Origin of the sequence: Alloalcanivorax marinus (assembly GCF_016785095.1) — a bacterium.
GTDB lineage: Bacteria > Pseudomonadota > Gammaproteobacteria > Pseudomonadales > Alcanivoracaceae > Alloalcanivorax > Alloalcanivorax marinus_A.
In genome coordinates, this window is sequence record NZ_JAEKJB010000009.1 from 19732 (window position 1) to 42606 (window position 22875).

The 22875-nt window shown below is 67.1% G+C and carries 20 protein-coding genes; 4 read left to right on the forward strand and 16 right to left on the reverse strand.

Going from position 1 to position 22875, the window contains the following annotated elements; translation table 11 throughout:
• Nucleotides 1-19 precede the first annotated feature (19 nt).
• Genes JF515_RS11880 through rpoE form a run of 4 tightly spaced genes read right to left on the reverse strand, consistent with a single transcriptional unit; the run spans nucleotide 20 to nucleotide 2677 of the window.
• Nucleotides 20-499: a SoxR reducing system RseC family protein gene (locus tag JF515_RS11880; RefSeq protein ID WP_203104614.1), complete on the reverse strand. Its 480-nt coding sequence runs from the start codon at nucleotides 497-499 to the stop codon at nucleotides 20-22.
• The gene (locus JF515_RS11885) at nucleotides 496-1458 is read right to left on the reverse strand and encodes a MucB/RseB C-terminal domain-containing protein (RefSeq protein ID WP_203104616.1); all 963 of its coding nucleotides are present in this window, start codon (nucleotides 1456-1458) and stop codon (nucleotides 496-498) included. The genes JF515_RS11880 and JF515_RS11885 overlap by 4 nt, the downstream gene beginning before the upstream one ends.
• A gap of 3 nt (nucleotides 1459-1461) precedes the next feature.
• Entirely contained in the window at nucleotides 1462-2085 is a 624-nt protein-coding gene (locus tag JF515_RS11890) for a sigma-E factor negative regulatory protein (RefSeq protein WP_203104618.1), read from the reverse strand.
• Between the two features lie 4 nt (nucleotides 2086-2089).
• On the reverse strand, nucleotides 2090-2677 hold the full coding sequence (gene rpoE / locus JF515_RS11895) for an RNA polymerase sigma factor RpoE (RefSeq protein ID WP_194298458.1): 588 nt from the start codon (nucleotides 2675-2677) through the stop codon (nucleotides 2090-2092).
• 141 nt (nucleotides 2678-2818) lie between these two features.
• Here rpoE and nadB point away from each other — a divergent pair, with 141 nt between their 5' ends.
• Entirely contained in the window at nucleotides 2819-4426 is a 1608-nt protein-coding gene (nadB, locus tag JF515_RS11900) for an L-aspartate oxidase (protein ID WP_203104620.1), read from the forward strand.
• A 216-nt stretch (nucleotides 4427-4642) separates the two neighbouring features.
• Here nadB and JF515_RS11905 read toward each other — a convergent pair whose 3' ends face one another.
• Genes JF515_RS11905 through JF515_RS11915 form a run of 3 tightly spaced genes read right to left on the reverse strand, consistent with a single transcriptional unit; the run spans nucleotide 4643 to nucleotide 6790 of the window.
• Nucleotides 4643-6103 (reverse strand): protein adenylyltransferase SelO, encoded by a 1461-nt coding sequence (locus JF515_RS11905; protein ID WP_203104622.1) that lies wholly within the window; start codon nucleotides 6101-6103, stop codon nucleotides 4643-4645.
• Nucleotides 6104-6150: 47 nt separating this feature from the next.
• On the reverse strand, nucleotides 6151-6534 hold the full coding sequence (locus JF515_RS11910) for a hypothetical protein (RefSeq protein ID WP_203104624.1): 384 nt from the start codon (nucleotides 6532-6534) through the stop codon (nucleotides 6151-6153).
• Nucleotides 6515-6790 (reverse strand): succinate dehydrogenase assembly factor 2, encoded by a 276-nt coding sequence (locus tag JF515_RS11915; protein ID WP_203104626.1) that lies wholly within the window; start codon nucleotides 6788-6790, stop codon nucleotides 6515-6517. Before JF515_RS11915 ends, JF515_RS11910 begins: the two co-directional genes overlap by 20 nt.
• Nucleotides 6791-6889: 99 nt before the next feature.
• On the opposite strand from JF515_RS11915, the gene JF515_RS11920 reads away from it, so the two are divergent.
• Nucleotides 6890-7855 carry a YgfZ/GcvT domain-containing protein gene (locus tag JF515_RS11920; RefSeq protein ID WP_203104628.1) on the forward strand — a complete coding sequence of 322 codons (966 nt, stop codon included), beginning with the start codon at nucleotides 6890-6892 and terminating at the stop codon, nucleotides 7853-7855.
• A gap of 104 nt (nucleotides 7856-7959) precedes the next feature.
• On the opposite strand, the gene JF515_RS11925 is transcribed toward JF515_RS11920, so the two are convergent.
• From JF515_RS11925 to recJ, 9 genes are all read right to left on the reverse strand, one after another.
• The gene (locus tag JF515_RS11925; protein WP_203104630.1) at nucleotides 7960-8961 is read right to left on the reverse strand and encodes an NAD(P)H-dependent flavin oxidoreductase; all 1002 of its coding nucleotides are present in this window, start codon (nucleotides 8959-8961) and stop codon (nucleotides 7960-7962) included.
• Nucleotides 8962-9128: 167 nt separating this feature from the next.
• Nucleotides 9129-10238 (reverse strand): enoyl-CoA hydratase/isomerase family protein, encoded by a 1110-nt coding sequence (locus JF515_RS11930; RefSeq protein ID WP_203104632.1) that lies wholly within the window; start codon nucleotides 10236-10238, stop codon nucleotides 9129-9131.
• A gap of 10 nt (nucleotides 10239-10248) precedes the next feature.
• Nucleotides 10249-10965 carry a uracil-DNA glycosylase gene (ung, locus tag JF515_RS11935; protein WP_203104634.1) on the reverse strand — a complete coding sequence of 239 codons (717 nt, stop codon included), beginning with the start codon at nucleotides 10963-10965 and terminating at the stop codon, nucleotides 10249-10251.
• Complete coding sequence (locus JF515_RS11940) at nucleotides 10958-11614, reverse strand: TetR/AcrR family transcriptional regulator (protein WP_203104636.1); 657 nt, start codon at nucleotides 11612-11614, stop codon at nucleotides 10958-10960. Before JF515_RS11940 ends, ung begins: the two co-directional genes overlap by 8 nt.
• A 121-nt stretch (nucleotides 11615-11735) precedes the next feature.
• On the reverse strand, nucleotides 11736-13262 hold the full coding sequence (gene lysS, locus JF515_RS11945) for a lysine--tRNA ligase (protein WP_203104638.1): 1527 nt from the start codon (nucleotides 13260-13262) through the stop codon (nucleotides 11736-11738).
• 100 nt (nucleotides 13263-13362) lie between these two features.
• Nucleotides 13363-14482, reverse strand: a protein-coding gene (gene prfB, locus JF515_RS11950; RefSeq protein WP_203104640.1) for a peptide chain release factor 2 whose coding sequence is annotated in 2 segments (ribosomal slippage) — nucleotides 13363-14409 and nucleotides 14411-14482 — 1119 coding nt in all. Because the reading frame shifts where the segments join, the coding sequence is not laid out codon by codon here.
• 54 nt (nucleotides 14483-14536) lie between these two features.
• Nucleotides 14537-14821, reverse strand: a complete 285-nt coding sequence (locus JF515_RS11955) for a DUF7352 domain-containing protein (protein WP_161383512.1) — start codon at nucleotides 14819-14821, stop codon at nucleotides 14537-14539.
• Between the two features lie 172 nt (nucleotides 14822-14993).
• Nucleotides 14994-17288, reverse strand: a complete 2295-nt coding sequence (locus JF515_RS11960; RefSeq protein ID WP_203104642.1) for an NADP-dependent malic enzyme — start codon at nucleotides 17286-17288, stop codon at nucleotides 14994-14996.
• Nucleotides 17289-17410: 122 nt separating this feature from the next.
• Nucleotides 17411-19111: a single-stranded-DNA-specific exonuclease RecJ gene (gene recJ, locus JF515_RS11965; RefSeq protein WP_203104644.1), complete on the reverse strand. Its 1701-nt coding sequence runs from the start codon at nucleotides 19109-19111 to the stop codon at nucleotides 17411-17413.
• Between the two features lie 251 nt (nucleotides 19112-19362).
• Between recJ and fadB the strand changes: the two genes are divergently transcribed.
• Both fadB and fadA read left to right on the forward strand, forming a co-directional pair.
• Nucleotides 19363-21510, forward strand: coding sequence for a fatty acid oxidation complex subunit alpha FadB (gene fadB, locus JF515_RS11970; RefSeq protein WP_203104646.1), 2148 nt, complete (start codon nucleotides 19363-19365; stop codon nucleotides 21508-21510).
• A gap of 24 nt (nucleotides 21511-21534) precedes the next feature.
• Complete coding sequence (gene fadA / locus JF515_RS11975; RefSeq protein ID WP_203104648.1) at nucleotides 21535-22710, forward strand: acetyl-CoA C-acyltransferase FadA; 1176 nt, start codon at nucleotides 21535-21537, stop codon at nucleotides 22708-22710.
• Nucleotides 22711-22875: the final 165 nt, after the last annotated feature.

Consider the following 22875-nt stretch of genomic DNA (forward strand, 5'->3'; position numbering starts at 1 on the left):
GCCGTTTTTCGCGGAAGATTCAGCGTTGCGGCGCGATCCGCGCGAAGGTCTCGCACGGGTCCTCAAGGCGCCGCAGCACCACCGGTTGGTAACGGCCGCCGCGGGCCACGCGGCGACCGTGCCAACGATTAATGATGAACCCCAAAGCCAGGCCGGCGCAGCCCAGCAAAGCGGCGCCGTCCACGCCGCCCGGGCGCGGCATCAGTGCCTGGCCGAGCAGCGCGCCGGCGAACAGCAATACCAGCGGCAGTCCATACACCCAGAGCGCGCCGTGCAGCACGGCGTTCTCCGGCACGCCGATCAGCACGGCATCGTCATCCTGGAAAAGCTGGTCGGTGGGTACCCGCAGGCGCGCGCGCTGGCCGCCGCCCTGGCGGTTGATCAGGCCATGGCCGCAGCCCTGGCGGGCCTGGCAGGACGCGCAGGCGCCGGCGCGCACGGTTTCCACCCAGATCGCGCCGGGCTCCCGTGCCACCACACGCCCGCGCTCCTCGATCATGGCCGGGTGGAGACCTTGACGCCGAGCGCCTCCATGACACGCTCGGCGGTGGGTTGCGGGATCTCGCCCACCAGGGTGAGCAGGTAGGTGCGCTCATCGGCGGCGGCCACGCGGCTGATCGCCACGGTGGGCCCGATGCGGCTCACGCCTTCCTCGATGTCGGCGCTGGCCACCGGTTCCACGAACACGGTGAAGGTGGCCAGGCCATCGCTGTAGCTTTGCGCGGCCACCGGGCGGCGCTCGGCGGTGACCCGGCGCCAGTCGCCCTCGGCGGCGTGGAAGCCGCGGGGCAACCAGCCGGCCTCCAGATGAATACGATCGGAGCGGCTGGCGGGCACGGTTTCCAGCGCCCGCTCGGCGATCACCCGGGGCAGCTCGAAATCACTCTCGTCCAGGCCCGGCTCCAGATCCAGGGTGACGAACTCGACCCGTTCCAGGGCCAGGCCACTGGCGTCCACCATTTCCGACTTGAGCAGCAGATGGCTGTCGTTGTCGAGCCACAGGCGGTACCCGTAGCGGTGGTTGTCCAGCGGAGCCACGCGCATGCGCGTGGTGGGGCGGCCGGCGACGCGGCCATCGCCGTCCACCAGCACGTTGTATTGCTCGGGAATCCGCGAGGACAGACGCTGGCGGAACGACAGCAGGTTCTGATCCGGGTCCTCGATGCGGGTGAGGGTGCCGTTGGGGTGCAGGCAGACCAGCTCGTCGCCGAGGCGCAACACCTCCACCAGACGACCGTCCAGATGGGTGAAACGCTGGTACTGCTCGCCGTCGATCACGGCGTGGCGGATTTCCATGGTGCTCACCTCCCCGCCCAGTTGATAAAGGAAGCGACCCTGGTAATCGAGCTCCTGGGTGGCTTCCGTCATCCGCTCAAGGAGCGTCTGGGCGGGCAGGCTGTCGGCGATCGCGAGAGGGGCGGCGGTAAGAGTGAGCCCCAGGGCGAGGATACGCATCATGCGTTAGCGCGCTCCGTTGCGGGCATCCATGCTAACCAGTCGGGCGTAGGGCATCATGCCCTGGCCACTGTGGCGGGCGGTGAATTCGCTGTGGCGCAGCAGCATGGCGTTGACACGCGGTTGCTCGCCGCTGGCCACGGCACGGGGTTCGGCGGTGGCGGCGCGCTGGGCGCTCTGCGCCACCAGGGAGGTTTCGCCGAACGGCCGGGTGAGCCGCTGAGCGGCCACCGTGGCCGTCATCGAGGCCTCGCCGGCGACGCCGTCATTGGCGGCGTCGGTGCTGGCCACCACCGGCGCGGCGCCGGTGTCCGCCGGACCGCCCCAGTATTGCCAGCCGATCACGGTGACGGCGGCCACGGAGGCGGCCACCGCCACCCGCGCGAAGCCGTGCATCACCCCGGAGCGGCGCGCCGGCTTGGGCTCGGCGGCCAGCGCCCGGGCCAGGCCGGCGTTGAACGATACCGGCACGGCCATGCCGGCGTGGCCGTGCATGACGTCACTGACCTGCTGCCAACGGCCCAGGGTCTCCAGATCGTCGCGATCCAGGTCGCGCAGCACGCGCCGGGTCTCGAAATCGTTGGTTTCACCGTCCAGGAAAGCGGAAAGCGCTTCGTAATTCCTGCTCATGTCCTCACCCTTTGTCTCCGCGCTGCGAACCCAGCAAGGGGCGCACCGCTTCATCGATGGCTTCACGGGCCCGGAAAATCCGGGAACGCACGGTTCCAACCGGGCACTCCATGACCGCCGCGATATCCTCGTAGCTGAGACCTTCGAATTCACGCAGTGTCACGGCGGTCTTCAGCTCCTGGGGCAGCTCCTCGATCGCCTTGTGGATAACCGCCTCCAATTCCTCGGACAACACGTGGGACTCCGGGGTTCCAATCTCGTGGAGCATTTCCGCGCCACTGTATTGTTCCGCCTCGGCGGCATCCAGGTCGGAGCCAGGTGGACGGCGGCCCAGGGCCACCAGATGATTCTTGGCGGTGTTCACCGCGATGCGGTACAGCCAGGTGTAGAAGGCACTGTCGCCCCGAAACCGGGGCAGCGCGCGCCACGCCTTGATGAACGCCTCCTGGGCCACGTCCTGGACTTCATCATGGTCGCGCACGTAACGACTGATCAGCGCGAAGATCCGCTGCTGATACTTGACCACCAGCACTTCGAAGGCGCGCTGATCGCCGGTCTTGGCTTTTTTGACCAATTGTTCGTCTGAAGACACCGGGTGCTCGCTCCCTGGAGGACGGTATTATCCCGTGGCGGCGGGTAAAGCGCGGTATTGTAACAGGTGTGACCCGCGCCGCTATACTGGCCGGCGGTTTTCACATTGGTTCAACAATTTACCCCGATCCAGCGAGTATCCATGGCCACTTACCGTTACGATGTCCTGATCATCGGCTCCGGCGCCGCCGGTCTGACCGTCGCCCTGCGCCTGCCCGGCGGCGTCCAGGCAGCGCTGCTTTCCAAGGGCAAACTGACCCATGCGAGCACTTACTACGCCCAGGGCGGCGTGGCCGCCGTGCTCGACGATGACGACTCCCTGGAAAGCCATGTGCAGGACACGCACCAGGCCGGCGGCGGCCTGTGCCACGACGACGCGGTGCGCTACACGGTGGAAAACGGCCCGGCGGCGATCCGCTGGCTGATCGACCAGGGCGTGGACTTCACCCGCCTGGCGGGCATGGAAAGCAGCGAGAACAACCCCCTGCCCTACCACCTGACCCGCGAGGGTGGCCACAGCCACCGGCGCATCATCCACGCCGCCGACGCCACCGGCATGGCGATTTCCAGCACCCTGATCGAGCGCGTCACCGAGCGTGACAACGTGCACCTGTTCGAGCACCGGGTGGCGGTGGATCTGATCCTGCAGGAGCACGATGGCCCCGACGGCCCCGAAAAGCGCTGCTGCGGCGCCTATGTACACAACATCCAGACCGGCGAGACCGACGTGATCCTGGCCCGCTCGGTGGTGTTGGCCACCGGCGGCGCCTCCAAGGTCTACCTGTATACCTCCAACCCGGACGTGGCCACCGGCGACGGCATCGCCATGGCCTGGCGGGCCGGCTGCCGGGTGGGGAACATGGAATTCATGCAGTTCCACCCCACCTGCCTGTACCACCCCAAGGCCAAGAGCTTCCTGATCACCGAGGCGATCCGTGGCGAGGGCGGCCGGCTTTTGCTGCCCAACGGCGAGCGCTTCATGCCGCGCTTCGACGAGCGCGCCGAGCTGGCGCCCCGGGACGTGGTGGCTCGCGCCATCGACCATGAGATGAAGCGCCTGGGCGCCGACTGCCTGTATCTGGACATCAGCCACAAGCCGGCGGATTTCATCATCGAGCACTTCCCCACGGTGTACGCCAAGTGCCTGCAGCTGGGGCTGGACATCACCCGCGACCCGATTCCGGTGGTGCCGGCGGCGCATTACACCTGCGGCGGCGTGGTCATCGACCCGCATGGGCGTACCGACGTACCCGGGCTGTACGCGCTGGGGGAAACCAGCTTCACCGGCCTGCACGGCGCCAATCGCATGGCCAGCAACTCGCTGCTGGAGTGCTTCGTGTACGGTCAGGCGGTGGCCGACGACATCGGCGCCCACCTGGCGGAATGGCCGGTGCCCCGGGAAGCCCCGGAATGGGACGATTCCCAGGTCACCGATTCCGACGAGGACGTGGTGATCAGCCACAACTGGGACGAGCTGCGGCGCTTCATGTGGGATTACGTGGGTATCGTGCGCACGGCGAAACGGCTGGAGCGGGCCCAGCACCGGGTCGAGCTGCTCAAGAGCGAGATCGCCGAGTACTACAGCAATTACCACATCAGCAACGACTTGCTGGAGCTGCGTAACCTGGTGGTGATCGCGGATCTGATCATCCGCTCGGCGCTGCGGCGCCGCGAAAGCCGGGGGCTGCATTTCATGCGTGAATTCCCGGAGGCGTCGGAGCCGCCGCGCGATACCATTCTGGTGCCTTGAGGTCCCGGCGCTCCATCAAGGCCGCTTCCGTGTCGGGCGCCACCGGGCCGGACACGCGGCAAGTACGTCCCTGTAGCTCGTTTCCGGCATCCCTGCCTCCAACGGTCCGGCCCGGTGGCGCCCGACACGGAAGCTCCTAGGAGCCGTCCGGGCCTTTTGGGGTTGTAGGAGCGACCGGGCGGCGCTCCTACCCCCCAAAAGGCCCAGTGCGGGTAATCAGGTGCCGCAGAAGGTGCGCAGGACCCGCTCTTCGTCGGTGGGCGGGCGGGTGTAGGGGTCGTCCAGGGCTCGGTCCTCATAGGGATTCGCCAGGGCGTCCAGGAGCGCCCGGGTGGGGGCCAGGTCGTCGTCGCGCACGGCAGCGTTGAGGGCCGTTTCCACCTGATGGTTGCGGGGGATCACCGCCGGGTTGGCGGCGCGCATGCGGGCCTCGGCCACATGGTCCGGTTCCGGGTTGCGGCCCAGCCGGTCGCGCCAGCGCCGGTGCCAGTCCAGGAAGGCATCCTGATAAAACGCTTCGCCATCGGGTAGCGCCCGGCCGATCAGGCCATGGAAGGTGTTGGTGTAATCCACCCGCTCCCGGCGCATCCAGTCGAGCAGGTCATCCACCAGGGCGTGGTCGCCTTCTTCCTCGCCGAGCAGGCCCAACTTGTCGGCCATCATCGCCCGCCAGCGCTGCTGATAGCGGTCGCCGAACTCGCCCAGCAGGGCCTCCGCCCGCGCCACGGCGGCCTCCGGGTCGTCGCCGATGAGCGGTACCAGGGTTTCCGCCAGCCGCGCCAGGTTCCACTGGGTGATCGCCGGCTGGTTGCCATAGGCGTAGCGACCACGCTGATCAATGGAGCTGAACACCGTGTCCGGATGGTAAACGTCCATGAAGGCGCAGGGACCGTAGTCGATGGTCTCGCCGGACAGGGTCACGTTGTCGGTGTTGAGTACGCCATGGATGAAGCCCACCCGCATCCACGCCACCACCAGGTCGAGGTGGCGCTCCATGGCCGCCTCCAGCAAAGCCAGGGCCGGGTTGTCCGCGTCCTTGAGGGGCGCGTAGTGCCGCTCCAGGGTGTAATCGAACAGGGTGCGCAGCAGGTCCGGGTCACGGCGGGCGGCGGCGTACTGAAAGGTACCCACGCGCAGGTGGGAGGCGGCCACCCGGGTCAGCACGGCGCCGGGTTCCAGGGTATCGCGCAACACCGGCTCGCCGTTGGCCACCACCGCCAGGCTGCGGCTGGTGGGGATGCCCAAGGCGTGCATCGCCTCGCTGATCAGGTACTCGCGCAGCATCGGGCCGAGGGCGGCGCGGCCATCGCCCCCCCGGGAAAACGGTGTGCGACCGCCGCCCTTGAGCTGAATGTCGCGGCGCTCGCCGCCCGGGGTGATCTGCTCGCCGAGCAGGATGGCGCGGCCGTCGCCGAGCATGGTGGGGTTACCGAACTGGTGGCCGGCGTAAGCCTGGGCCAGGGGCTCGGCGCCGGTGGGCAACCGGTTACCGCCGAACAGCTCGGCGCCGGTGGCGCTGTTCAGCGCCGCGCCATCCAGGCCCAGGGCCTCGGCCAGGGGCGCGTTCCAAAGCAGCAGCGAGGGCTCGGCCACCGGTTGCGGATCGGTGCGGGCGAACAGGGTCTCCGGCAACCGGGCATAGCTGTTGTCGAAGTGGAAACCGTATTCGTTGCTCATCGTTGCTCCTTGCCGTTGTTGAGGCTGAGAGGGCGCGCCCCCGGCAGTCAACGTCGCTGCAAAAAAAGGACTTGCCGCAGTGGCGTCACCGCCGCCGGGTCGAGCTGATCGGGGAACAGCCACACCCAGCCGGCGCCGGGGCAATGCAGGGCCAGCCAACGCTGGCGCAGCATTGCCCGGAACGGCGGGCGCACCGCCAGCCGGCGGCCATCGCAAAGCTCCAGCCGCACCGCTTCCGGCGACACCGCCAGCCGCGCCGGCGTGGCCGGGCGCCAGCGGCGCGCCATCACCAGCGCCGCCAGCCCCAGCAGCACCGCCAGGCTCAGCGGCAGGCCGCTGGCCAGAATCGCCGCCCCGGCCAGGCCCAGGCCGGCCAGGCGCACCCGCGCCGGGTAGCGCGACGGCCCGGGCTCAATTCGTCTCGGCCACACGGCGCAGCATTCCGGCCACGAACTCGCGCAGCTCCGGGTCCTCCGGTTCACCATGGCCGGTGAACCAGTCCAGCATATCCACGTCGTGGCATTCCAGCAGGCGGCCGAAGGTGGCGCGCTGCTCCGCCGTGTCGTGGTCGAAGAAACGCTCCAGGTAGGCATACAGCACCACCTCCACTTCGGAGGCGCCACGCCGGCATTGCCACTGATAGCGGCGCTTCAGATCGGCGGTTTCAGAGGACGGGGAAGACGTCATTGATAGAATCTCTTTGTTTCATCGACTGACACGAAGGCCCCCGATTATCTATCATCGTGGGTCCCACTGAACACCCGCACCAGTCACAACAGGAGCACCATGAACGCTTGGCAATCCCTGATCGAGGCGCAGCACCCCCGGCACGGCGGCGTGACGACGCCGGCTCTGGCCACCGGCGAGCACCTGGCGGTGATCCTCGCCGAGGGCGAGGAAGCCGGTGATTATCTGCAGGGCCAGCTCACCGTCGACCTGAAGGCGGTGGACGAAGGCGCCCACCGTGCCGCCATGCACCTGTCGCTCAAGGGGCGCGGGCTGGTCAGCCTGCGCATCGCCAGAGTGGATGGCGGCTACCTGCTGCTGGTGCCCAACGGCCAGGTGGACGCCACCATCCGCTGCCTGGAGAAATACAAGCTGCGCGCCAAGGTGAGCTTCCAGCCGGCCCCGGACACCGTGGTGGCGCAACTGGCCGGCGGCGTCGACGCCACCCTGGAGCGGGCCGGCCTTCCGGCGCCGGCGCCGGGCCAGGCGGCGAGCCGGGACGGCGTCACCGTGCTGCGCTACCCCCACAGCGACCACGCCCTGATCGTCGCCGCCGCGTCGCTGTTGAGCAGCCACTGGCAGGCGCTCAGCGAGGAGCGCGCCGTCACCGATGGCGCCGGCGCCCGTTTCCAGGATCTGCTCGCCGGCGAAGGGTGGATTCTGCCCGGCGCCGAGGATCTGTTTCTGCCCCAGGTGCTCAACTACGACGTGCTCGGCGGGGTCAGCTTCAAGAAAGGCTGTTACACCGGCCAGGAAGTGGTGGCGCGGATGCACTTCAAGGGCAAGCTGAAGCAGCGCATGGCCCTGTTCGCCTATTCCGGGCCGGAGCTGGCCGCCGGCCAGAGCCTGCGCAACGACCAGGGCCGCGCCGTGGGCGAGGTGGTGGACAGCGCCCCCGGCCAGCCCTCCGCGCTGATGCTGGCGGTGGTGCGGCTGGATCATGAGGGCGAGCTGTGGGTGGACGACACGCCGCTGGGGGCGGAGCCACGGGCATTGCCCTACGAGCTTCCCAAGCCGAAGGCGTGACGATCATGGTGGCGGATCGCGACTGAAGCGGGGTGCCGCCAGTCGCTCCTAAGCTTCTGTAGGAGCGACTTCAGTCGCGATTCAGCCTCAGCCGCGAGAAACCTTCAGCCGGCGGCGCGGCATTCCTCGAGCAGGGTCGCCACCAGCTCTTCCACCGGCAGGGTCCGGGAGCGATGCGCGCCGGTGCCGGCCCACAGGCTTTTCCATTCCGCTCCGGCGGCCTTGCGCAGGGGCGCGGTGAGCCGGTGCTGGTCCGGGTAGGGAGCAATCTCCCTGGGGGCCCGTTGATCCATCCAGGCATTGGCCAGGCCCCGGGCGAGACGCCCGGACACCGCCGCGGTGACCGCCGTGGCATCCGGGCCGGCGGCGGCCAGGGCCTCGCGCCAGGCCGGCGCGGTACCCGCCTCCGGGCAGCTCAGGAAGGCGGTGCCGAGCTGGGCGGCGGCGGCGCCCTGCCCCAGCACCCGCGCCATGTCGGCGCCGTCCATGAGCCCACCGGCGGCGATCAGCGGCCGGCCCACCTCGCCACAGGCTTCCAGCAACGCCGCCAGGGGCTGGCCGGCGCCGCGCGCTTCCACGCTGCCCCGGTGGCCGCCGGCCTCTTCGCCCTGCAGCACGATGGCATTGACGCCATCCTCCGCCTGGGCACGGGCCTCCGCCAGGTTGGTGGCGGTGCCGATCAGGCCGATGCCCCGGGCCCGGCAGGCGTCCCGGCGGGCCTTGTCCAGGCGCCCGAAGGTAAAGCTGAAGAACGCCGGGCGCGCCTCAAGCATGGCCTCGAACTGTTCATCAAAGCCGGGCAGCTCGGCGAACGCCTCCGGCAGGTCCACGCCGGCGGCTTGATAACAGGGCACCAGGGCTTCCCGGGCGGCGCGCCATTGCGTCTCGGTGGCGCCCGCTTCGCCGGGGATGAACAGGTTCACGGCGAACGCCTCGGCGCCACCCTGACGGGCCGCGCTCACCGCCGCTTCCAGGGCGGCGCCGGACAGGTAGCCGGCGCCGATGGACGCCAGGGCGCCGGCCCGGGCGGCGCCCACGGTCAGTTCGGTGGTGTTGATGCCGCCGGCCATGGGGGCCTGGATCAGCGTGTAGTCCTGGAAGGGCATGGCGGGTCTCCTGTGGTCCGTTACGGGGATTCTAGGGAGACCGGCTGATGGCGGGAAATGATGATCCGTGATGTTCGCTATCACCCGTGGGGATAAGCGGGATGCCGCCCCGCCGCTCCTACAACGGGCCGGAACTGCCGTAGGAGCGGCTTTAGCCGCGATGGGCGTCAGCCCAGATCGGCGAGGGGGTGTGCGTCAGCAGGGCAGCGGAAAAAGCCGTCGATATAGTCGGCGCTCACCTCGTCCACGGAGCGGTGCCGGAAGCGCGGGCTGCCGTCCTTGTCGATCAACAGCGCGCGCACGCCCTCACGAAAATCCGGGTGCAAGCAGCACTGCACCGCCAGGCACCACTCCATGCGCAGCGCCTCCGCCAGGGAAAGATGCCGGGCCCGATGCAGTTGCTCCCAGACCAGATGCATGGTCTGCGGGCAGCCGGCGGCCAGGGTCTTGCGGGCCTTGTCCAGCCAGCCGTCGCATTGCTTGTGGCCGAGAATGCGGGCCACCACCTCGTTGACGGAGGCACCGTCGCACAGCGACTCGATGGTGTCGCGATGATCACTGATCGCCGCCGGCAGCCCGGTGGGCGAGATGGAAAGATCACGGAGCTGGTGATGCAGACGGGCGCGATCCGCTTGCCGGTCGCCGTCGTAGTGGTTTTCCAGCAGGGCCTTGAGCACGTCTTCCGGGTCCGCGTCGAGGAAGCGGTCGGCCAGGCCCAGGTCCAGGGCGTCGCGGGCGTTCAGATGCACGCCGGTGAGCCCCAGGAACAATCCGGTGTGGCCAGGCAGCCGGTTGAGGAACCAGCTGGCGCCCACATCCGGGAACAGGCCGATGGTGATCTCCGGCATGGCCAGCCGGCTGCGCGGCGTCACCAGGCGGAACTGGCTGCCTTGCATCAGCCCCATGCCGCCGCCCATGACCACGCCATCGGCCCAGCAGATCACCGGCGTGACGGAGGTGTGCAGGCGGTAATCAAGACGGTATTCCTCGGCGAAGTACTGCTCGGCGAACGGATTCCGCTCGTGGCCGGCATGCTTGACGGCGGCGCCGTGCAGCGCCACCACGTCGCCACCGGCGCTGAGCGCCCGGCCACCGGCCCCTTCCAGCCAGATCGCCACGACCTCGTCCCGGCCCTGCCAGTCCGCCACCCGGGCGTCCAGCAACTGAATCATTTCCAGGCTCAGGGCGTTCAGGGAACGGGGCGTGTTGAGGGTCGCGCGGCCGATCACGCGGCCACAGGCGGTGTTCAGTTCTTCGAACAGTACGGAATCGGTCATAAAGGGGCTCTCAGGAATTCGGGAGGGACCAGTCGATGGGGTCCTGGCCCTGTTGCAGCAAATACTGATTGGCGCGGGAGAAATGGCCGCAGCCGATGAAACCACGGTGCGCGGACAGCGGCGACGGGTGCGGCGCGGTCAGCACGCAGTGGCGCTGACGGTCGATCAGCTTGCCCTTCTTCTGGGCGGCGCTGCCCCACAGCAGGAACACCACGCCCTGGCGCTCGCGGTTGATGTGTTCGATGGCCTGGTCGGTAAAGCGTTCCCAGCCATGGCCCTGGTGGGAGGCGGCCTGGCCGGCGCGCACCGTGAGCGTGGCGTTGAGCAGCAGCACGCCCTGGCGGGCCCAGTGGTCCAGGTTGCCGTGGTTGGGCGCCGGGATGCCCAGGTCGCGCTCGATCTCCTTGAAGATGTTGACCAGCGACGGCGGTACCCGCACCCCGGGCTGCACCGAGAAACACAAGCCATGGGCCTGGTTGGGGCCGTGGTAGGGGTCCTGGCCGAGGATCACCACCTTGACCTGGTCGAAGGGGGTTTCGTTGAAGGCGCGGAAAATGTCCGGCCCCGGCGGGTAGATGGTTTCGCCGGCCTGCTTTTCATCGCGCAGGAAGGTCTTGAGTTCATGCATGTAGGGCTGGGCGAATTCGCCGCCAAGGACCTGCTTCCAGCCGGGCTCGAGCTGTACGTCCTGTTCGGCCCTTGACTCCATCGATGGTGCGTCAGTCATGGGGGACCAGTTTCTCCAGAAGGTGTCGCATGCGGGACTTCACGCTGGCCTCGCTGGCCAGTTCCGGGTGGGTGAGCAACCGCACTTCCAGCGCCATTATACGGGCGTGGATCACTTCCGCGTCCAGCTCCGGAGTACGCGAGCCGATGGCCCGGCAGGCGTCCACCAACAGCATGCCCATCTCCTCCAGGTAGTGGTCGGCCAGCTCGCGCAGGCGCGGGTCGAGAATCGCTTCCTGCAGAAAGGCCTGCTCCGCGATCAGATGGTCGCGGCGGTGGTTGAGTTCATCGAGCATGAAGGCGGTGGTCACCTGGGCCAGGGATTCGATCAGCGTCTCGCGGCTGGCGCCGTCGCCCTGGAATTCCTGGATCAGCGCGAAGGCCTGATCGCGGAACGGGCGCACCACGTTCTCCAGGGCGCGCTCGGCGAACAGCGTGAAGGCGTCCGCGATCAGATCCGAGATGTCCTTGAAGTAATAGGTGGTGGCGGACAGGGGCACGTCCGCTTCCCGGGCCACGGCGCGGTGACGCACCGCCCGGATGCCGTCGGTGACGATGATGTTGAGCGCCGCGTCGAGAATCGCCTGGCGGCGCTGCTCGCTGCCCGCGCGTCGGGTCTTGCGTCCCTGATAGCGGATTGCCGTGGTCATGTGCGGTCTGCTTTGTTGTTTGGTAATCGTCGATAGCCTAACAGGCAGCGCGGATTTGTGGGAGTTCGTGGCAGGCGGGTTGCCCTTTCCGTGGCGGCGAACGCCGCCACGGGGAGCAGGCCTACTGCGCGCGGGGGCGCATGTGCGGGAACAGGATCACGTCCTTGATGGTGGGCGAATCGGTCAGCAGCATCACCAGCCGGTCGATGCCGATGCCCTCGCCGGCGGTGGGCGGCAGGCCGTGTTCCAGGGCGGTGATGTAATCCTCGTCGTAGAACATGGCCTCGTCGTCACCGGCCTCCTTCTCCGCCACCTGGGCGCGGAAACGCTCGGCCTGGTCCTCGGCGTCGTTCAACTCGGAGAAACCGTTGGCGATCTCGCGGCCGCCGACGAAGAACTCGAAACGCTCGGTAACGAACGGGTCGTCGTCCTTGCGCCGCGCCAGGGGCGAGACTTCCGTGGGGTAGTCGGTGATGAAGGTCGGCTCCCGCAGGCGGTGCTCGGCGGTTTTCTCGAAGATCTCGATCTGCACCTTGCCCAGGCCCCAGCCGTCCTTGAGCGGAATATCCAGGCCCTCGGCGATGCGCCGGGCGCCCTGCTCGTCCGCCAGGTCCTTGGCGTCGATGTCCGGGTTGTATTCGAGGATGGCGTCGAACACGGTGAGCCGGCGGAATGGCTTGCCGAAATCGTAGGTCACCTCGCCGGCGGGCTCGCCGTGCTCGTCAAGCAGGGTGTTGCGCACCAGGGTGTCGCCGAGCACGTCCCGGGCCAGGGTGCGCAGCATGTCCTCGGTGAGGTCCATCAGGTCGTGATAGTCCGCGTAGGCCTGGTAGAACTCGAGCATGGTGAATTCCGGGTTGTGCCGGGTGCTCAGGCCCTCGTTGCGGAAGTTGCGGTTGATCTCGAACACCTTCTCGAAGCCGCCCACCACCAACCGCTTGAGGTACAGTTCCGGCGCGATGCGCAGGTACATGTCCAGGTCCAGGCTGTTGTGGTGGGTGATGAACGGCCGTGCCGTGGCGCCGCCGGGAATCACCTGCAGCATCGGCGTTTCCGCCTCGATGAAGTCGTGGGCGACCAGATAGTCGCGGATGCCGGCGACGATTTTCGAACGGATCTTGAAGGTCTCGCGGCTGTCCTCGTTGACGATCAGGTCCACGTAGCGCTGGCGGTAACGGGCTTCGGTGTCGGTCAGGCCCTTGTGTTTCTCGGGCAGCGGCCGCAGCGACTTGGTGAGCAGCAGGTACTCGTCCATCATCACGTACAGGTCGCCCTTGCCGGACTTGCACAGCTTGCCGCGCACGCCCACCACGTCGCCCAGGTCCCAGTGCTTGGTGGCTTTCTGCACTTCCTTCGGCGCATAAATCTGGATGCGGCCGGACATGTCCTGCAGCACCTTGAATGCCTTGCGGTCGAGCATCAGACGGCCGGCCACGGCCACCTGGATGTTCTTTTCTTCCAGTTCTTCCTTGCTCAACTCGCCGTAGCGCGCCTGCAGGCCGGCGGCCAGGCTGTCGCGGCGGAAGTGGTTGGGGAAGGCCTCGCCGCTGTCACGCCATTCCGCCAGCTTGGCGCGGCGCTCGGCGATCAGGCGGTTTTCATCGTTCTGACCGGCTTCCGCATTCGGGGTTGATTCGTCTTTACTCATAGCATTTCGGTTCCGATGCAGCGCCGGACGCCGGACGCCGGACGCCGGACGCTTTTTTGGGTGGCAGCGTCCGGCGTCCGGCGTCCGGCGTCCGGCATCTTCACAGCCCGCTTTTCAGCGAGGCCTCGATAAAACGATCCAGATCGCCGTCCAGCACCTGCTGGGTGTTGTGGCTTTCCACGTTGGTGCGCAGGTCCTTGATGCGACCGTCGTCGAGCACGTAGGAACGGATCTGGCTGCCCCAGCCGATGTCCGCCTTGGCGTTCTCCTGGGCCTGCTTCTCGGCATTGCGCTTCTGGATTTCCAGTTCGTAGAGCTTGGCCTGCAGCATCTTGGTGGCCTTGTCCCGGTTCTGGTGCTGGCTGCGCTCGGACTGGCACTGGGTCACCACGATGTGCTCCTTGCCGTTGTCCGGGTCCGTGAAGGTATAGGTCAGCCGCACCGCGGAGTCGGTCCGGTTCACGTGCTGGCCGCCGGCGCCGGAGGCCCGGTAGGTGTCGGTGCGCAGCTTGCCGGGATCGATCTCGATGTCGATGTCGTCATCCACTTCCGGGGACACGAACACCGAGCTGAACGAGGTATGGCGGCGACCGCCGGAATCGAACGGGCTCTTGCGCACCAGCCGGTGCACGCCGGTTTCGGTGCGCAGCCAGCCGTAAGCGTAGTCGCCCTCGAAGCGCACCGTGGCGGACTTGATGCCGGCCACGTCGCCGTCGGAGGCTTCCACCAGCTCGGTCTTGAAACCGTGGGCCTCGCCCCAGCGCAGGTACATGCGCAGCAGCATTTCCGCCCAGTCCTGGGCCTCGGTGCCACCGGAACCGGCCTGGATATCCAGGTAGGCATTGGCGGTGTCCATCTCGCCGGAAAACATGCGCCGGAACTCCAGGTCCGCCACCATGCGCTCCAGGCGCTCCAGGTCCGCTTCCACTTCCGCGACGGTGGCCTCGTCGCCCTCTTCCACCGCCAGCTCCAGCAGGTCGCGGGTGTCGCCGACACCCTGATCGGCGTCACGCAGGGTAGTCACCACGCTTTCCAGCTGGGCGCGCTCCTTGCCCAGCGCCTGGGCCCGCTCGGGCTCGTTCCAGACGTCGGGGAGCGCCAGTTCGCGTTCTACTTCGACCAGTCGTTCACTCTTCTGGTCGTAGTCAAAGATACCCCCTCAGCGCTTCGATGCGCTCGGCCAGGTCGGAGAGGTGGGTTCTCAGCGGATTCACTTCCATAAAAGGTCTCAAATCCCGGTGGGTGAAAGGGCGCGCATTCTACCGGCTGGGGCGTTAATCGACCAGTTCGTAGACGTGGAACGCCTCGGGTTTGAGGGCGTCCAGGGTGGTGCCGATGTACACCGCGTTGTCGGGAATGCCGCTGCCGGTGGTGAACACCTTGAAGCGGCGCACCTCCTTGGGGGTGTCGATCACGGTGTCGGCGTCCACTTCCACCCACATGTAGATCAGACGCTCCTGCTGGATGTAGTCCACGCGGAGCACGTCGCCCTCTTCCGGCAGGCGGATTTCCTGCACCTCGGTACCGGTTTCCAGGCGATGCTTGTGAATTGTTTTCATGCTGTCCCTCCGTCAGGGAGAACCGCGCCCCGGCGGCGGTGGCCGCCGGCGCATTCAGGGACCCGGCCTTTTGGGCCGGGCAGTGATGATCGGCGCAATCCTAGCAAAGACCCGGGAGGCTGGCATTAACCGCGATGCCCACCCCCGGGTCACGGAGGGGAAGCCACGCCGCTCAGCCGCGCGGTTCCAGATTGGCGCGCAGCACCGTGAGCGCCGCCATATTGACGATGCGGCGCACCGTGGCGCTGGCGGTGAGGATGGTCACCGGCGCGTCCACGCCCAGCAGGAACGGGCCGATGGCCACGTTGCTGCCGGCGGCGGTCTTGAGCAGGTTGTAGGCGATGTTGCCGGAATCGCCGTTCGGGCACACCAGCAGGTTGGCGGAACCGGTGAGGGTGGAATCCGGCAGGATCTCCTTGCGGATCGACGCCTCCAGAGCGGCGTCGCCGTGCATCTCGCCATCCACTTCCAGCTCCGGCGACCACTCGCGGATCAACGCCAGGGCGCGACGCATCTTGTCGCTGGCCTGGCAGCGCTCGGAGCCGAAATTGGAGCGCGACAGCAGCGCCGCCTTGGGCTCCAGGTTCAGGCGCCGCATTTCCTCGGCGGCGGCGATGGTGAACTCGGCGATCTGCTCGGCGCTGGGGTCCTCGTTGACGTGGGTGTCCACCACCGCCACGGTGCGCTCGGGCAGCAGCAGCACGTTCATCGCCGCGTAGGTGCGCGCCTCCGGACGCAGGCCGATCACCTGGTCAACGAAGTTAAGGTGCTCGGCGAACCGGCCCACGGTGCCGCACACCATGCCATCCGCCTCGCCCAGATGGACCATCATGGCGCCGATCAGGGTCATGCGACGGCGCATCTCGGTGCGCGCCACTTCCTTGGTGACGCCGTGGCGGCCGCGCATTTCCCAATAGGCGTTCCAGTAGCGGTGGAAACGGTCGTCCTGCTCCGGATTGGTGACCTCCACGTCCTCGCCCAGCTTCAGGCGCAGACCGTAGCGCTCGATGCGCATCGCCAGCACGTCCGGCCGGCCCACCAGGATCGGGAACGCCAGGCCCTCGTCCACCACCACCTGGACGGCGCGCAGCACACGTTCTTCCTCGCCCTCGGTGAACACGATGCGCGCCTTGCCACCGTCGCGCACCAGCGCCTTGGCGGCGGAGAACAGCGGTTTCATGAAGGCACCGGAATGATAGACGAACTGCTTGAGCTGCTCGGCGTAGGCGTTCAGGTCGGCGATCGGCCGGGCCGCCACGCCGTCGGCCATGGCCGCCTTGGCCACCGCCGGCGCGATGCGCACGATCAGGCGCGGATCGAACGGCTTGGGAATCAGGTACTCCGGCCCGAAGCTCAGCTCATAGGTGCCGTAGGCGGCGGCCACCACTTCGTTCTGCTCCTCCTGGGCGAGGCCGGCGATGGCATACACCGCCGCCTTTTCCATCTCCCGGGTGATGGTGCTGGCGCCGGCGTCCAGGGCGCCCCGGAAGATGTACGGGAAGCACAGCACGTTGTTGACCTGGTTCGGGTAGTCGGAGCGACCGGTGGCGATGATCAGGTCGTCGCGCACCGCCTTGGCGTCCTCGGGCAGGATCTCCGGGTGCGGGTTGGCCAGCGCCAGGATCAGCGGTCGTGCCGCCATGCGCTGCACCATGTCCGGCTTGAGCACGCCGCCGGCGGACAGGCCCAGGAACACGTCGGCGCCGTCGATCACCTCGCCCAGGGCACGGGCGTCGGTGGCCTGGGCGAAGCGTGCCTTGTCCGGGTCCATCAGCTCCTTGCGGCCCTGGTAGACCACGCCTTCGATGTCGGTGACCCAGATGTTTTCCTGGGGCAGGCCCAGGTCCACCATCAGGTCCAGGCAGGCCAGCGCCGCCGCGCCGGCGCCGGACACCACCACCTTGACCTGGTCGATGGGCTTGCCAGCCACTTTGAGGCCGTTGATGAAGGCGGCGCTCACGGTGATGGCGGTGCCGTGCTGGTCGTCATGGAATACCGGGATGCTCATGCGCTCGCGCAGCTTGCGCTCGACGATGAAGCACTCCGGGGCTTTGATGTCTTCCAGGTTGATGCCGCCGAAGGTGGGTTCAAGGGCGGCGATGATGTCCACCAGCTTGTCCGGGTCGCTCTCGTTGATCTCGATATCGAACACGTCCAGGCCGGCGAACTTCTTGAACAGCACCGCCTTGCCTTCCATCACCGGCTTGGACGCCAGCGCGCCGATGTTGCCCAGCCCCAGCACGGCGCTGCCGTTACTGATCACCGCCACCAGGTTGCCGCGGCCGGTGTAGCGGAACACATTGTTGGCGTCCTCGACGATCTCCTCGCAGGCCCAGGCCACCCCGGGGGAATAGGCCAGCGCCAGATCGTTCTGGTTGGTCAGGGGCTTGGTGGCGACGATGGCGGTTTTACCGGGGACGGGGTGTTCGTGGTAATCAAGTGCAGCGCGGCGGCTGTCGGTGGCCAAGGCGGGTCTCCTTCAAGGATCGGACGTGTACATCGTTTCGTGGTGATCCTCGAGTGTACTGCGCCTGGGGCGCGCCCGCATCCGGTGGCCAAGTTTTGTCACAACTCCAGGCGGTTCCGGGGTTATAGCGGCCGCAGGTGCTCGAACATCATCTGCGGCGAACGCCGGCCCCGGAACTCGTTGACCTCCAGCCGGTAAACCCCTTCGATGCGGCTCAGGCGCGCTCCCAGCAGCGCCGGGTCGGCGTTGAAGTGGATGCCATCGACCACGCCGTTCACCGCCGGCAGCCCCAGGGTCAGCTTCAGGTGCCGCTCGCCCACCACCCGATGGTTAAGCACCTCGAACTCGCCGTCGAAGCGCGGCGGCGGAAAGCCCTGCCCCCAGGGAAACCGGTGCGACAGCAGCTCGGCGGTGGCCAGGGTAATGTCCTGCTCACTCAGGCCGCCGTCGCTGTCCACCACCTGATCGAACAGCTCCTCGCTGGCGGCCTCGGCCACCGCCGCCTGGAAGGCCTCGCGGAAGGCGTCCAGATCGTCGGCGCGCAGGGTCATGCCGGCGGCCATGGCGTGGCCGCCGAACTTGTGCAGCAGCCCCGGGTGGCGGGTGGCCACCGCGTCCAGCACGTCGCGCAGGTGCAACCCCGTGATCGAACGCCCGGAGCCTTTCACCAGCCCGGCCTCGCGAGCCGGAGCGAAGGCGATGACCGGCCGGTGCACCGCCTCCTTCACCCGCGAGGCGAGAATGCCCACCACGCCCTCGTGCCAGTCCCGGCCATGCAGGCACAGCGCCGGCGGCAGGATCTGGCCGCGCAGGCGCTCCACCTCGGCCATGGCGGCATCGCGCATACCCTGCTCGATGCCACGCCGCTCGCGGTTGATGGCGTCCAGCTCTTCGGCGTACTGGCGTGCCTCGGAAACGCTGTCCGCCAGCAAGCACTCAATGCCATGGCCCATGTCCGCCAGCCGGCCGGCGGCGTTGAGCCGGGGCCCGGCGGCGAAACCAAGATCCGCGGCCAGGGCCCGGGACGGGTCGCGGCCGGCCACCTGCAGCAAAGCGCGCAGCCCCGGGTTGCCCTTGCCGGCACGCAGCCGGCGCAGGCCCTGCTCCACCAGGATGCGGTTGGCGTCGTCCAGGGCGACCACGTCCGCCACCGTGCCCAGGGCCACCAGGTCGAGCAGATCGACCACGCCCCGGCGCACGCCCAGGGCACGCTGCACCGCCATCAGCAGGTAGAAGGCCACACCCACCCCGGCCAGATTGGGCGCCGGGAAACCCTGCTCTTCCAGGCGCGGGTTGGCGATGGCGTCGGCGTCCGGCAGGCGATCGCCGGGCAGGTGATGATCGGTGATCAGCACGCGCATGCCCGCCGCCCGCGCCGCCGCCACCCCATCCACGCTGGCGATGCCGTTGTCCACGGTGATGATCAGATCCGGCGCCACCGTATCCCGGGCCAGCTCGACGATCGCCGGCGACAGGCCGTAGCCGTACTCGAAACGGTTCGGCACCAGGTAATCCGGGCGGGGGAAGCCCAGGGACTCCAGGCCGCGCACCATCAACGCGGTGGCGGTGGCGCCGTCGGCGTCGTAGTCGCCGACGATGCAGATGCGCCAATTCCGTTCACGGGCGGCCAGCAGCAGCTCCACCGCCGCCGCCAGCCCCCGGAAACCATCCGGATGGGGCAGCCGCCCCAGGGTCAACTCCAGTTGTTCCGCCGAGGTCAGCCCCCGGTTGGCGAGGATACGCGCCAGCAGCGGCGGCACGCCGGGCCAGTCCACGGGCACCGAAGGACGGCGGCGAATACGGGGGTAGGAACTTGCGGTCATGGGAGCCATCACAGGAAGCGATGGCGGCAAGCGTCCGCGTATCCATGGCCGCCGTCAAGGGTACCGACCCGCAAGTCACGCAAAGGGGCTAACATCACGGCGCCGTGATTCTTATACTTGGCAGCCCTGAGCGGTTTGGCCGTTGATGTAAGCAAACGCTCACATGAACGGTGACGCACACCTCCAAGGAGGTTAAAGCAGGCTCACCAAAGCGGCTCCGCCGCGTACTTTGGGACTGGAGAGCAATCGTTATGATTTACCAAGGCAACGCCGTAAGCGTAGAACTGCTTGACGACGGCATCGCCGAACTGAAGTTCGATCTTCAGGGCGAATCCGTGAACAAGTTCAACCGTGCCACCCTGGAAGACCTGAGCAAGGCCACCGAGGCCCTCAAGGGCAGCGACCAGGTCAAGGGCATCGTGGTCACCTCCGGCAAGAAGGTTTTCATTGTCGGCGCCGACATCACCGAATTCACCGAAATGTTCGCCCAGGACGAGGCCGAGATCGCCAAATGGTCCCGTCAGGCGAACGACATCTTCAACGCCTTTGAAGACCTGGACGTACCCAAGGTGGTGGCCATCAACGGCTTCGCCCTGGGCGGCGGCCTGGAAATGTGCCTGGCCTGCGACTTCCGCGTCATGGGCGAAGCGGCCCAGGTGGGCTTCCCGGAAGTGAAGCTGGGCATCTACCCGGGCTTCGGCGGCACCGTGCGCACCCCGCGCATCATCGGCGTGGACAACGCCGTGGAATGGATCGCCACCGGCAGCCAGAACAAAGCGGACAAGGCCCTGAAAGTGGGCATCGTCGACGCCGTGGTGAAAGCCGGCGACGAGCGTGACGCCGCCCTCGACCTGGTCAAGCAGTGCCTGGCCGGCAAGATCGACTTCCGCGCCAAGCGCCAGGAAAAACTGGAACCGCTGCCCATGCCCCCCATGGAGCAGATGATGGCGTTCCAGACCGGCATGGCCATGGTCCAGCAGCAAGCCGGCAAGAACTACCCGGCCCCGGTGGAAGCCGTGAAATCCATGCAGAAGGCCGCCGGCATGAAGCGCGACGACGCCCTCGACGTGGAATCCAAGGGCTTCGCCAAACTGGCCAAGACCTCCCAGGCCACCGCCATGGTAGGCCTGTTCCTGGCCGATCAGCAGGTCAAGAAGGTCAACGGCAAAACCGCCAAGGGTGCCCCCGAGATCAAACACGCCGCCGTGCTGGGCGCGGGCATCATGGGCGGCGGCATCGCCTTCCAGTCCGCCCTCAAAGGCACGCCCATCGTCATGAAGGACATCGCCGACAAGGCGCTGGACCTGGGCATGAACGAAGCCTCCAAACTGCTCGCCAAGCGCGTCAGCAAGGGCAAGATGGACGCCGCCGGCATGGGCAAGGTGCTCTCCGCCATCCGTCCCACCCTCAGCTATGACGACTTCAAGGGCATCGACGTGGTGGTCGAGGCGGTGGTCGAGAACCCCAAGATCAAGCAGTCCGTGCTCGCCGAAACCGAGCAGAAAGTGGACGGCGCGGTGCTCGCCTCCAACACCTCCACCATCTCCATCACCCGCCTGGCGGAAGCGCTCAAGAAGCCGGAAAACTTCGGCGGCATGCACTTCTTCAACCCGGTGCACATGATGCCCCTGGTGGAAGTGATCCGCGGTGAGAAAACCTCCGACGAAACCGTCGCCACCCTGGTCGCCTACGCCCAGAAAATGGGCAAGAACCCGGTGGTGGTGAACGACTGCCCCGGCTTCCTGGTGAACCGCGTGCTGTTCCCCTACTTCGCCGGCTTCAGCATGCTGGTGCGTGACGGCGCCGACTTCCAGCAAGTCGACAAGGTGATGCAGAAATTCGGCTGGCCCATGGGCCCCGCCTACCTGCTCGACGTGGTCGGCATCGACACCGGCGTGCACGCCGCCCAGGTGATGGCGGAAGGCTTCCCCGACCGCATGGACCACGACTTCAAGGACCCGACCGAGATCATGTTCGAAAACGAACGCTATGGTCAGAAGAACGGCATCGGCTTCTACAAGTACGAGGAAGACAAGAAGGGCAAGCCCAAGAAAGTGGTCGACGAAAAGACCTACGAGCTGATCAAGCCCGCCGTCACCAGCGAGCCGAAGGACTACGACGCCGACGAGATCATCGCCCGCATGATGATCCCGATGTGCACCGAAACCGTCCGCTGCCTGGAAGACAACATCGTCGGCTCCCCCGCCGAAGCCGATATGGCGATGATCTACGGCATCGGCTTCCCGCCGTTCCGCGGCGGCCCGCTGCGTTACATCGACAGCATCGGCACCAAGGCATTCGCCGAACTGTGCGACAAATACGCGCACCTGGGCGCCCTTTACGAAGCGCCGCAAATGCTCAAGGACAAAGCCGCCAAAGGCGAGTCCTTCTTCGGCTAAGGCACGGGCAAAGGAGATCTGGAAATGAGTTTGAATCCGAAAGACGTGGTCATCGTCGATGCCGTGCGCACCCCGATGGGCAAAAGCAGAAACGGCATGTTCCGCAACGTGCGCGCGGAAAAACTCTCCGCGCTGCTGATCCAGGCGCTGATGGCGCGCAACCCGGACTGGAGCGTCGAGCAAACCGAAGACGTGATCTGGGGCTGCGTCAACCAGACCAAGGAACAGGGCATGAACATTGCCCGCAACATCGCCATGCTCGCCGGCGTGCCCCGCACCACCGCGGCACAAACCGTCAACCGCCTGTGCGGCTCCTCCATGCAGGCCCTGCATGCCGCCACGCAAGCGATCATGACCGGCAACGGCGACGTGTTCGTCATCGGCGGCGTGGAGCACATGGGCCACGTCGCCATGGACCATGGCGTGGACCTCAACCCCGAGCTGTCCAAATACACCGCCCGGGCCTCCAACATGATGGGCCTCACCGCCGAAATGCTCGGCCGCATGCACGGCATCACCCGTGAACAGCAGGACGAGTTCGGCGTGCGCTCCCACCACAAAGCCTGGGAAGCCACCCAACAAGGCCGCTGGAAAAACGAAATCGTGCCGATCGAAGGCCACGACGCCGAAGGCCGCAAGGTGCTGTGCGAAATCGACGAAACCATCCGTCCCAACGCCAGCCTCGAAGACATGCAGAAACTGCGCCCCGTCTTCGACCCGGTCAGCGGCACCGTCACCGCCGGCACCTCCTCCGCCCTCTCCGACGGCGCGGCGGCCATGCTGGTGATGAGCGCCGAAAAAGCCCAGGCCATGGGCCTCAAGCCGCGGGCCAAAATCCGCAGCATGGCCGTGGCCGGCTGCGACGCCGCCATCATGGGCTACGGCCCGGTCCCGGCCACCCAGAAAGCCCTGGCCCGCGCCGGCCTGACCATCGACGACATCGACTACGTGGAGCTCAACGAAGCCTTCGCCGCGCAATCCCTGCCGGTGCTCAAGGACCTCAAACTGCTCGACAAGATGAACGAGAAGGTCAACCTCAACGGCGGCGCCATCGCCCTGGGCCACCCCCTGGGCTGCTCCGGTGCCCGCATCACCGGCACCCTGCTGAACGTACTGGAAGGCAACGACGGCCAGATCGGCCTCGCCACCATGTGCATCGGCCTGGGTCAGGGGATTGCCACGGTGATCGAGCGGGTGTAACCCCTCTCTTCACCGTTGCCGAGAGCTGAAAAGCCCCGGCGGGTTCGCCCGCCGGGGCTTTTTTATTTTCAGTACTCAAATATCGCTGCAGGAGCAGCTTAAGGCAATGCTCCCCCCTAAACCATCGCTCCCAAATCCACTTTGGAAGATGGACAAACTTGGCCA

Coding starts and splice junctions, on each gene's coding strand:
- fadB (WP_203104646.1), top strand. CDS start 19,363: ATGATTTACCAAGGCAACGCCGTAAGCGTAGAACTGCTTGACGACGGC.
- JF515_RS11920 (WP_203104628.1), top strand. CDS start 6,890: ATGAACGCTTGGCAATCCCTGATCGAGGCGCAGCACCCCCGGCACGGC.
- JF515_RS11925 (WP_203104630.1), bottom strand. CDS start 8,961: ATGCCCTTCCAGGACTACACGCTGATCCAGGCCCCCATGGCCGGCGGC.
- fadA (WP_203104648.1), top strand. CDS start 21,535: ATGAGTTTGAATCCGAAAGACGTGGTCATCGTCGATGCCGTGCGCACC.
- JF515_RS11890 (WP_203104618.1), bottom strand. CDS start 2,085: ATGAGCAGGAATTACGAAGCGCTTTCCGCTTTCCTGGACGGTGAAACC.
- JF515_RS11905 (WP_203104622.1), bottom strand. CDS start 6,103: ATGAGCAACGAATACGGTTTCCACTTCGACAACAGCTATGCCCGGTTG.
- JF515_RS11915 (WP_203104626.1), bottom strand. CDS start 6,790: ATGACGTCTTCCCCGTCCTCTGAAACCGCCGATCTGAAGCGCCGCTAT.
- recJ (WP_203104644.1), bottom strand. CDS start 19,111: ATGACCGCAAGTTCCTACCCCCGTATTCGCCGCCGTCCTTCGGTGCCC.
- JF515_RS11880 (WP_203104614.1), bottom strand. CDS start 499: ATGATCGAGGAGCGCGGGCGTGTGGTGGCACGGGAGCCCGGCGCGATC.
- lysS (WP_203104638.1), bottom strand. CDS start 13,262: ATGAGTAAAGACGAATCAACCCCGAATGCGGAAGCCGGTCAGAACGAT.
- JF515_RS11955 (WP_161383512.1), bottom strand. CDS start 14,821: ATGAAAACAATTCACAAGCATCGCCTGGAAACCGGTACCGAGGTGCAG.
- nadB (WP_203104620.1), top strand. CDS start 2,819: ATGGCCACTTACCGTTACGATGTCCTGATCATCGGCTCCGGCGCCGCC.
- ung (WP_203104634.1), bottom strand. CDS start 10,965: ATGACTGACGCACCATCGATGGAGTCAAGGGCCGAACAGGACGTACAG.
- JF515_RS11930 (WP_203104632.1), bottom strand. CDS start 10,238: ATGACCGATTCCGTACTGTTCGAAGAACTGAACACCGCCTGTGGCCGC.
- JF515_RS11885 (WP_203104616.1), bottom strand. CDS start 1,458: ATGATGCGTATCCTCGCCCTGGGGCTCACTCTTACCGCCGCCCCTCTC.
- JF515_RS11940 (WP_203104636.1), bottom strand. CDS start 11,614: ATGACCACGGCAATCCGCTATCAGGGACGCAAGACCCGACGCGCGGGC.